Origin of the sequence: Streptomyces mesophilus, assembly GCF_011044995.1 — a bacterium.
Taxonomy (GTDB): Bacteria; Actinomycetota; Actinomycetes; order Streptomycetales; family Streptomycetaceae; genus Streptomyces; species Streptomyces mesophilus.
In genome coordinates this window covers 23,975-33,370 of sequence record NZ_JAAKZW010000073.1, presented here as the reverse complement: position 1 = coordinate 33,370, position 9,396 = coordinate 23,975, and the positions used below count along the sequence as shown (strand labels likewise).

Annotated in this window: 7 protein-coding genes; 2 read left to right on the top strand and 5 right to left on the bottom strand. The window is 70.5% G+C overall.

The annotated features are described in order from the left end of the window. Positions 1-1,894: TPM domain-containing protein (locus G6045_RS18905; RefSeq protein WP_206343902.1), on the bottom strand; the 1,894-nt coding region annotated here is incomplete at its 3' end. 268 nt (positions 1,895-2,162) lie between these two features. Here G6045_RS18905 and G6045_RS18900 point away from each other — a divergent pair. Continuing rightward, positions 2,163-2,666: a hypothetical protein gene (locus tag G6045_RS18900; RefSeq protein ID WP_165333169.1), complete on the top strand. Its 504-nt coding sequence runs from the start codon at positions 2,163-2,165 to the stop codon at positions 2,664-2,666. 60 nt (positions 2,667-2,726) lie between these two features. On the opposite strand, the gene G6045_RS18895 is transcribed toward G6045_RS18900, so the two are convergent. Genes G6045_RS18895 through G6045_RS18880 form a run of 4 tightly spaced genes read right to left on the bottom strand, consistent with a single transcriptional unit; the run spans position 2,727 to position 6,703 of the window. Then, on the bottom strand, positions 2,727-3,515 hold the full coding sequence (locus G6045_RS18895; RefSeq protein ID WP_165333168.1) for a succinate dehydrogenase/fumarate reductase iron-sulfur subunit: 789 nt from the start codon (positions 3,513-3,515) through the stop codon (positions 2,727-2,729). Then, positions 3,512-5,482, bottom strand: coding sequence for a fumarate reductase/succinate dehydrogenase flavoprotein subunit (locus G6045_RS18890; protein ID WP_165333167.1), 1,971 nt, complete (start codon positions 5,480-5,482; stop codon positions 3,512-3,514). The genes G6045_RS18895 and G6045_RS18890 overlap by 4 nt, the downstream gene beginning before the upstream one ends. Positions 5,483-5,515: 33 nt before the next feature. Beyond that, positions 5,516-6,355 carry a hypothetical protein gene (locus G6045_RS18885; protein WP_165333166.1) on the bottom strand — a complete coding sequence of 280 codons (840 nt, stop codon included), beginning with the start codon at positions 6,353-6,355 and terminating at the stop codon, positions 5,516-5,518. 51 nt (positions 6,356-6,406) lie between these two features. Beyond that, the gene (locus G6045_RS18880) at positions 6,407-6,703 is read right to left on the bottom strand and encodes a hypothetical protein (protein WP_165333165.1); all 297 of its coding nucleotides are present in this window, start codon (positions 6,701-6,703) and stop codon (positions 6,407-6,409) included. Between the two features lie 330 nt (positions 6,704-7,033). Here G6045_RS18880 and G6045_RS18875 point away from each other — a divergent pair, with 330 nt between their 5' ends. Continuing rightward, complete coding sequence (locus G6045_RS18875) at positions 7,034-9,202, top strand: ABC transporter family substrate-binding protein (RefSeq protein WP_165333164.1); 2,169 nt, start codon at positions 7,034-7,036, stop codon at positions 9,200-9,202. The last annotated feature ends 194 nt before the right edge of the window (positions 9,203-9,396 follow it).

The window sequence follows — 9,396 nt, the reverse complement described above, 5'->3', positions numbered from 1 at the left end:
GCCCCATCCCGCCGAGCACCTCGCCGAGGATGATCCCGCCGAGCACCGCACCGCCCGTCCCGCCGGAGCGGGACCGGCCGGCCATCTGCCCGCCGTACGGGTCGAAGGACCCCACATCGCGCTCGGCCAGCTGCTGCGCCTGGCGTGCCATGGAGTCGGCCTGCTGGGCCCGGGCCAGCGCACCCGAGGCGTCCGTGGCGGCCAGCGCGTCGGCGGCGGCCAGATGCCGCTGGGCCTCCGCGAGGCGGGTGCGGGCCTCGCTGCCCACACCGCCGCGGTGCGTGGTGATGTAGTCGGCGGCGGCGCCCACCGCGCTGCGGGCGGTCAGCAGCGTCTGGTCGAGCAGCCCGCGCGCCCGCTGATCGGCGACCTCGCGCTCGCGCGCCCCGGACAGGGCCTCGTCGAGCGCGGCATCGGCCTCCTCGATCCGCCGCAGGGCGTCGATCGGGTCGTAGCGCCCGCCGGCCACCACAGCGCGTACGTCCTGGAGCACGGTCTCCGCGCGGGCGATCCGGCCCTGCAGATCGGCCGTCGACGTTCCGGTCGTGGTGCCCTGCAGCAGCCCGCGCGCATCGGCCAGATCGGTCTGCGTCTCGGTCAGCGCGCCCGGCAGCTTCGCCTCGGCCTGACCGAGCTCCGCGGCGAGCCGGTCCACCGCGTCCACCAGCGTGCCCGCCTGGTCGACGGCGCCCTCGGCGGCCCGCAGATACACCGCGGCCGGACCGTTCTCGCCGGCGTCCACGGCCTGCCGTGCCTGGTTGAGGGTGCCGGTCGCGAAGAGCAGCCGCTCCTTGGCCTCCTCGATATGCCCGCTCACGGGCGCGGACGCGGAATCCGCGTAGCGCGTCGTCAGCGTCGTATACGTCCCGGCGGCCGCCGTGGTCCGCGCGCTGACCTCGCGGAACGTCCCCTCGGCCAGCGTCAGCGCCTCGGGCGCGTTCTGTTCGAGGGCGCGCAGCCGGTCGAAGTCCGCGGTCTCGGCGTCAAGGCGCCGGTTGGCCTCGCTGCAGCGCGAGACGATCTCGTCCAGCATCCGCCGCTTGGTCGCGTCGTCCTCGGGAAACGCGTCGTCGAGCTGCTGGCGCAGCTTGAAGGCGGAGGTCAGCTCGCCCTTCGCGTACGTCACCGCGTCCTGGAAGCGCTTGACCGCGTCGTCCCCGAACTGGGCGGCGGCGAAGCCGAGTTCCTCGGTGGAGGTCCGTACGGCGTCATCGGTCTGCACGAGCAGCAGCCTGGCCTGCTTGTCGAGGTCCGGCAGCGGGGTGGGCGCGGGGCCCTGCGACCAGCCGGCGGGCGACCCGTTCCCGCCGCCGCCGTTCCTCTTCCGCTTGCTCCGCGTGTACGCGTACGCCGCCAGCGCGCCCGCGCTGCCGACCGCGACCACCGGAAGCACCAGATCCCCGGTCGCCGGACCGTGGTCCTCGGCGGCGCCCGGATCGGGCTCGCCCGGGGTGATCGCCGGAGTCGGGACCGGCTGCCCCGCGAGCACCGCTTCATAGCCGCGGGCCGCGCCGATCGCGGCGCCCGCCCAGTCGTTCTGCTTGAGCGCGGGCTCGACCGCCGTGGTGGCGACCTGCTGCAGCTGGGCCTCGCTGAGCCGCGAGTCCTGGTCGACCGAGTACGCGTACTGGCGGTCGTGCGTGGCGACCGCGAGCAGGATGTCGTCGAGGCCGAGCCCGTTGCGCTCGGCCGTGCTGTTCGCCCAGGACTTCGCGGACTGCCCGGAGAAGTCCCGTACGTACGCGACGAAGAGCTGGATCCCGTCGTCGTCATAGAGCTTGTCGAGAGTCTGCGCGACCTCGGTCTTCCGGTCCCCGAGCGCACCCACCTTGTCGGTGATCTGCCCGGTCCGTGACAGCGTGACCGGGCCCTCGGCCCGGGCGTGGCCGGTCATGAGGAGCGGCAGCACCACCACGAGGAGCGCGGCGAGCACCGCCCGCGCGGCTATGTGAGGCAGCGAGCGATCACGGGATGGCGTCACATACGTGAGCGTATGTCCGGTTATGCGGGGTCGCGACCGGGCCTGCTCCCGGGTTGTGGCGCGCCCGGCTGGTGTCCGGGACCCATCCGCATGAAGTCACCCCTCCCGCCGTGAGGTGCGGGGCGGGCGGTGGCATGGATGCCCGCGGCCCCCACCCCTATCGCCCTGAGAGGTTCTCTTCATGGCCCACCGTCACGGCATCCGCGCAGCCGTCGTCGCCGCGTCCTTCCTCGCTCTCGTCCTGCCCGCGTCGCTCGCCCACGCGGACGCGGCCCCGAAGCCCAAGAACTGCAACGCCTACCAGAAGACGGTCAACCGCCACCAGGAGAGCGCGGACAAGCTCGACGAGCGGTTCGCGGCGGAGCAGGCGAAGTCCGACGCCCTGTACGACGCGGTGGTGGACGCCACCGGCGAGGTCGACTGGATCATGGACTCGATCGGCGACGTGGAGGAGAACCTCCGCTACGCGGACCCGGAGAGCGCGGAGTACACGAAGCTCATCGAGAAGCGCGAGGACCTGCGCAAGGACCTGGCGAAGGCCCGGGACAAGGAGCGCGCCGCCTACAACAAGTGGCGCGGGTTCGAGCCCGACGAGGAGCTGGCCCAGGACCGCAAGAAGACCCACCGGCTGCTCAGCACCGCGAAGACCCGCCTGGTCACCTGCCAGAACAAGCTGGCTGCCTGACGCGACGGCGAAGACCCCGGCGGCCGCACCGAAGGGTGCGGCCGCCGGGGTCCTGCGTTCTCAGGCCCCCGGGCGCCGCCGGATCTTGTTCCCCAGCCATACGAGGGGGTCGTACTTGCGGTCCACCGCCCGCTCCTTCAGCGGGATCAGCGCGTTGTCCGTGATCTTGATGCCCTCGGGGCAGACCTCGGTGCAGCACTTGGTGATATTGCAGTAGCCGAGCCCGTGCTCGTCCTGCGCCGTCTTCTTGCGCTCGAGCCCCGACTCGGCGGCCGAGTCCAGCGGATGCATATCGAGCTCGGCCACCCGCATCAGGAACCGCGGCCCGGCGAAGGCGCTCTTGTTCTCCTCGTGGTCACGCACCACATGGCAGGTGTCCTGGCACAGGAAGCACTCGATGCACTTGCGGAACTCCTGCGAGCGGTCCACGTCCTCCTGCATCATCCGGTACTCACCGGGCCCGAGCCCCTGCGGCGGTACGAAGGCGGGCACCTCGCGGGCCTTGGTGTAGTTGAAGCCCACGTCGGTCACGAGATCCCGTACGACGGGGAAGGCCCGCAGCGGCGTGACGGTGAGCGTCTCCTCGCGCGAGAACGTCGACATCCGCGTCATGCAGAGCAGCCGCGGCCGCCCGTTGATCTCCGCGGAACAGGACCCGCACTTGCCGGCCTTGCAGTTCCAGCGCACCGCGAGATCGGGTGCCTGGGTGGCCTGCAGGCGGTGGATGATGTCGAGCACCACCTCACCGTCGTTGACCTCGACCTTGAAGTCCTCGAGCCCGCCGCCGTCGGTGTCCCCGCGCCAGACCTTGAAGTGCGCCTCGTACGAGGTCGATGCAGCCGTGCTCATTCGTAGAGCTCCTCTTCGGCGAGGTACTTGACCAGCTCTTCCTTCTCGAACAGCGCGAGCAGGTCCGGTCGGATGGGTTCGGTCTCCTTGCGTACGAGGCGGATCTGGCCGCGTACCGGATCCGTGGCCGCCAACCCACCGGTGGGATCGGCCAGTTGGGACAGCAGATTGACCTTCCGCCAGCCGCGGTCCATGCCCGGGTAGTCCTCGCGGGTGTGACCGCCGCGGCTCTCGGTGCGCTCCAGGGCGGAGCGCGCGATGCACTCGCTGACGAGCAGCATGTTCCGCATGTCGAGGGCGAGATGCCAGCCGGGGTTGAACTGCCGGTGCCCCTCGACCCCGGCCCGCCGCGCCCGTACCCGCAGATCCGCGAGCCGCTTCAGCGCGGTCGCCATCTCCTCCTCGCGCCGGATGATCCCCACGAGGTCGTTCATCGCCTGCTGCAGTTCCTGATGCAGGGTGTACGGGTTCTCCGCGGGCCGCGCCGTCGAGGGCAGCGGTCCCTCCTCGGTGAGCGTCTCGTCGGGGCCCTCGGCCGAGAACGGCCGCAGCGCCTCGGCGGCCGCGAGGTCGATCTGGGAGTCCTCGATCACCGGCCGCTCCGCGCCGAGCCCCGCCGCGTACTTGGCCGCGTGCAGCCCGGCCCGCCGCCCGAACACGAGCAGATCGGAGAGCGAGTTGCCGCCGAGCCGGTTCGAGCCGTGCATCCCGCCCGCGACCTCACCGGCCGCGAAGAGCCCGGGAACGCCGAGCGCCGCCGCCGTATCGGACTCGACGGCGATCCCGCCCATCACGTAGTGGCAGGTCGGCCCGACCTCCATCGCCTCGGCCGTGATGTCCACGTCCGCCAGCTCCTTGAACTGGTGGTACATGGACGGCAGCCGGCGCCGGATGACATCGGCCGGCATACGCGTCGACACATCGAGGAACACCCCGCCGTGCGGCGACCCGCGCCCCGCCTTGACCTCGGAGTTGATCGCCCGGGCGACCTCGTCGCGGGGGAGCAGCTCGGGCGGTCGGCGGTTGCGGTCCGGATCCTCGTACCAGCGGTCGCCCTCCTCCTCGGACTCCGCGTACTTCTCCTTGAAGACGTCCGGGATGTAGTCGAACATGAACCGCTTGCCCTCGGAGTTCCTGAGCACCCCGCCGTCACCGCGTACGGACTCGGTGACGAGGATCCCCTTCACCGACGGCGGCCAGACCATGCCCGTCGGGTGGAACTGCACGAACTCCATGTTCAGCAGCGGGGCGCCCGCGAGCAGCGCGAGCGCGTGCCCGTCGCCCGTGTACTCCCACGAGTTGGACGTCACCTTGAAGGACTTGCCGATCCCGCCCGTCGCGAGGATCACGGTCGGCGCCTCGATCACGAAGAAGCGCCCGGACTCCCGCTCGTACGAGAAGATCCCGGCGACCTTCCCGTCCACGTCGTCCTTGAGGATCCGTGTGGTGGTGCACTCCTGGAATACCTTCAACCCGGCCTCGTAGTCGCCGTGTTCCTTGAAGTCCTCCTGCTGCAGCGACACGATCTTCTGCTGCAGCGTCCGGATCAGCTCGAGACCTGTGCGGTCACCGACATGCGCGAGCCGCGGGTACTCGTGCCCGCCGAAGTTGCGCTGCGAGATCTTCCCGTCCCGCGTCCGGTCGAAGAGCGCACCCCAGGTCTCCAGCTCCCATACGCGGTCGGGTGCCTCCTGGGCGTGCAGTTCGGCCATCCGCCACTGGTTGAGGAACTTGCCGCCGCGCATGGTGTCGCGGAAGTGCACCTGCCAGTTGTCGCCGTCGTTCACATTGCCCATCGAGGCGGCGATCCCGCCCTCGGCCATCACCGTATGGGCCTTGCCGAACAGCGACTTGCAGATCACCGCCGTCCGCGCACCCTGCTCCCGCGCCTCGATCGCCGCCCGCAGGCCGGCCCCGCCGGCCCCCACCACGACGACGTCCCACTGCTGCCGCTCCACCGTAGTCATCGCACGCACCTCGCCATCAGAAGGCCCCGGACATCAGAAGAATCGCGGATCGTCGAAGGCACCGCTGGCGACCAGATACACGTAGAGATCCGCGAGGGCCACACTGATCAACGAGGCCCAGGCCAGCAGCATGTGACGGGCATTCAGCTTCCCGATCCACTGCCACGTCCTGTAGCGCACAGGGTGCTTGGAGAAGTGCTTGAGCTTGCCCCCGACGATGTGCCGGCACGAGTGGCAGGACAGGGTGTACGCCCAGATCAGCACGATGTTGACGAGGAACACGAGGGTGCCGAGGCCCATATGCCCCCACTCGTAATTCTCGTCGCGGAAGGCCAGGACGGTGTCGTACGTCAGGATGCCCGCCACCGGCACCGCCGCGTAGAAGAAGTAGCGGTGCATGTTCTGGAAGACCAGCGGGAACTTGGTCTCGCCGCTGTACTTCTTGTGCGGCTCGGCCACCGCGCAGGCCGGGGGAGAGGCCCAGAAGCCGCGGTAGTAGGCCTTGCGGTAGTAGTAGCAGGTGAGCCGGAAGCCCAGCGGGAAGATCAGGATCAGGAGCGCGGGCGACAGACCCCACCAGCTGCCGAAGATCTCCCAGTTGGGACCGCCCTTCATGGGCTCGCAGTTCTCGGCGAGACAGGGCGAGTAGAACGGTGAGACGTAGGGCGCCGCGTAGTAGTCCGCATTCGCGAAGGCGCGCCAGGTCGAGTACACGATGAAGGCGAACAGCCCGGCGGCGGTCCCCGCGGGCTGCAGCCACCAGCGGTCGGTGCGCAGATGCGGGGCGGCGATGGCGGCGCGGCCCGCGCCGCGCACCCCGCCCTCGCTATGGCTCAACTTCCTAGAGGTGTGAGGATCTGTGCCAGTGGCCAACGGGGTCTCCAGTCGGTACGGCTTGTCGGCAGCCGGAGCCGGGGCCGGGGGTCAGGGGGCGCGGCGGTCGCGGGCGCCCAGACCCTCGTCGTCGGAATCGGTCCACAAGGAACGGTCGTACGGGGTGTCGGGGATGCTGACCATGTCGGGCCGTTTCTTGTCGGCCTCGGCGCGCAGCGTCGGTGCGGCTTCCTTGAGCAGCGCGACACTGTCGCGCAGGTGATCGGCGTCCGTGCGCACCCGGCGGATGTCCAGGGCGGACCCGACGTGCTGCTCCAGTCTTCCGACCGAGCGCACCAGATCGTCGAGACAGCGCTGAACGGCCGTCAAATCGTCGTGCAGGGACATGAGTTGCCCTCCACTTCCGCTTGATACAGCGGGGATCCCATGGATCGTGCGCCTGCGAGTGTCGCGCGTCACATCCCGGATTGTGAAGGGATCTGCGCGGATTCCCCCGTACGAGAGCCCATGGGGGCTCATGAGCAACGGCCCGCGGCCGGATTGGGCCGCACGGGTGGGGTTGGCGGCGCCTGCCGCCGTGTCTCCCGCGCCGCCTGAGGGCGATCCCGTTCAGTGGGGCCGTATCCGTGTGATCAGCACTCAATACCCCCAGACGTGAACAAACCCGGCACCTCCCAGGGAAGCGCGGTGGCCGGGCGACCCCGGAGGTTCCACGCCATGCCCCCACGCGATCCCGCCGCCCCCGGCGTCCGCCCCGCAGTGCGGGCGACGGCCTACCTCGTCGCGGGCGTGCTCGCACTGCCGTCGCTCGCCGCGTGCGGCAGCACCGACGACTCCGGCGGCGCACCCTCGGCCGCACAGGACATCGCGGCCGCCGAGCGTGATCTGATCACCGACGGGGGCAAGGCCACCTGGGCCGTGGACGCCCTGCCCGAGACCTTCAACTCCTTCCAGTCCGACGCCGATCCGGCGACCTCCCGGATCGCCGGTGCCGTCCTGCCGTCGATGTACGAACTCGACAAGCGCGGCCGCGCGGTACGCAACGCGGACTACCTGGAGAGCGCCGAGATCGTCGAGCGCGAGCCCAAGCAGGTCGTCCTGTACAAGCTGAACCAGCAGGCGGTGTGGAGCGACGGCCGCGAGATCGGCGCCGCCGACTTCGCCGCCCAATGGCGCGCCCTGTCCGGTGAGGACTCCGCGTTCTGGACCGCGCGCAACGCGGGATACGACCGGATCGAGAAGATCGAGAAGGGCGCCAACAACCTCGAGGTGCGGGTCACCTTCGCCAAGCCGTACACGGACTGGCGCTCGCTGTTCTCGCCGCTGTACCCCAAGGACGTCATGGGCACCCCGGACTCCTTCAACGACGGCGCCCGCAAGACGCTCAAGTCGACGGCAGGACCGTTCCGTATCGCGGAGATCGACCGCAAGGCCGGCGAGCTCACCCTGACCCGCAACCCGCGCTGGTGGGGCAGGCCCGCGAAGCTGGAGCGGATGGTCCTCAAGTCCGTCCCCCGCGAGGAGCGCGCCGCGGCCCTGGCCGTCGGCGAGCTGGACATCGCCGAGGTCACCCCTGCCGAGGCCGAGCGCATCGCACTGGCCGCCCGCGACTCCGGCGCCAAGGGCCCGCTCGCGCACGGCCCGGGCGCCGAGCTCACCCCGGCCAAGGCGCTCAAGTCCTGGGTGATCGCCAACGACCCGGAGAACGAGGAACGCGCCGAAGCGATGGCCGCGTCCGTCGAGAAGACCCACAAGGCGATCAAGAAGTACACGAAGGAACAGCAGGGCCTGCGCGGTTTCGTGGTCCGCAAATCCCTCGAACCGGCCTACACGCAGCTCGCGCTGAACGGCTCCGGCGGCCCGCTCGCCGACGAGCGCGTACGCCGCGCCGTGGCCCGCGCCCTGGACCGCGAGGAGCTGGCGCGCATCGTCCTCAAGCCGCTCGGTCTGCCCGTGAACCCGGTCGGCAGCCATGTCGCGCTCGCCGGCCAGGACGCGTACTCCGACAGCAGCGGGGCGATCGGCGACCAGGACACCGCCGAGGCCCGCGCGCTGCTCGCCGACGCGGGCTGGGTGCAGGGCGGTCCGATCAAGACCGCGGGCAGCAAGGCCGACAAGAAGAAGGCCGCAGCCGACGAGGACGGCACGTACATCGTCGGCGAGGAGGACGGAAAGCCCCGCGCCGACAAGGACTACGAGGTCCGCGCCGACAACCAGCCCGAGGCGAAGGCCAAGCGCGAGGAGGAGCGCAGCAAGAAGGACGCGCACCGAGGCGGCGCCCAGGGCGCGTACGCCCCGAAGGGCACCGCCGCCCCCAAGCCGGCCGGCGGCCCGCTCGCCAAGGACGGCGAGGCGCTCAACCTGAAGTTCGTGCTGCCTTCGGGCCCGGGCTCGGAGCCGCTGCGCGCGGTCGGCGAGCGGATCCAGCGGATGCTGCAGAAGATCGGTATCCGCACCGAGCTCACCAAGGTCCCCGACGACAGCTACTTCAAGGACCACATCGCCTCCGGCCAGTACGACATGGCGCTGTACTCCTGGCCCGGCTCGGCCTACCCGGCCACCGACGCGCGCCCGATCTTCGCCAAGCCGGAGCCGGCCGCCGACGGCTCCCTGAACGTCGAGCAGAACTACACCCGGGTCGGCACCGACCACATCGACCAGCTCTTCGACCAGGCGCTCGCCGAGCTCGACGAGGGCAAGGCGCGTGACCTGGTCAAGAAGGCCGACGCCCGGATCTGGGCCGCGGCGGGCTCGATCCCGCTCTACCAGCGCCCCCAGCTGGTGGCCGTCCGCCCGGGCCTCGCCAACACCGGCGCCTTCGGCTTCGAGTCCCCGTCCTACGAGGACATCGGCTTCCTGAAGTCGGCGGCGCCCGCGAAGAAGTGACGTCCGCGTGAGCCCGGTGTGAAGGTGAAGATCACCTAGCTCAGAAGATCCTCAAGTCCCTTGCCCGCCGGTCCCGCCGGCGGGCAAGGTCGTTTCCGACCATTGACCCAGGTGACCTGCACGCCTGCTCCTGCGCACCGCGCCCCACTCCTGCCTCCTGGCCACCGCGCCCCGCCCTTCCTCCTGCGCCACCG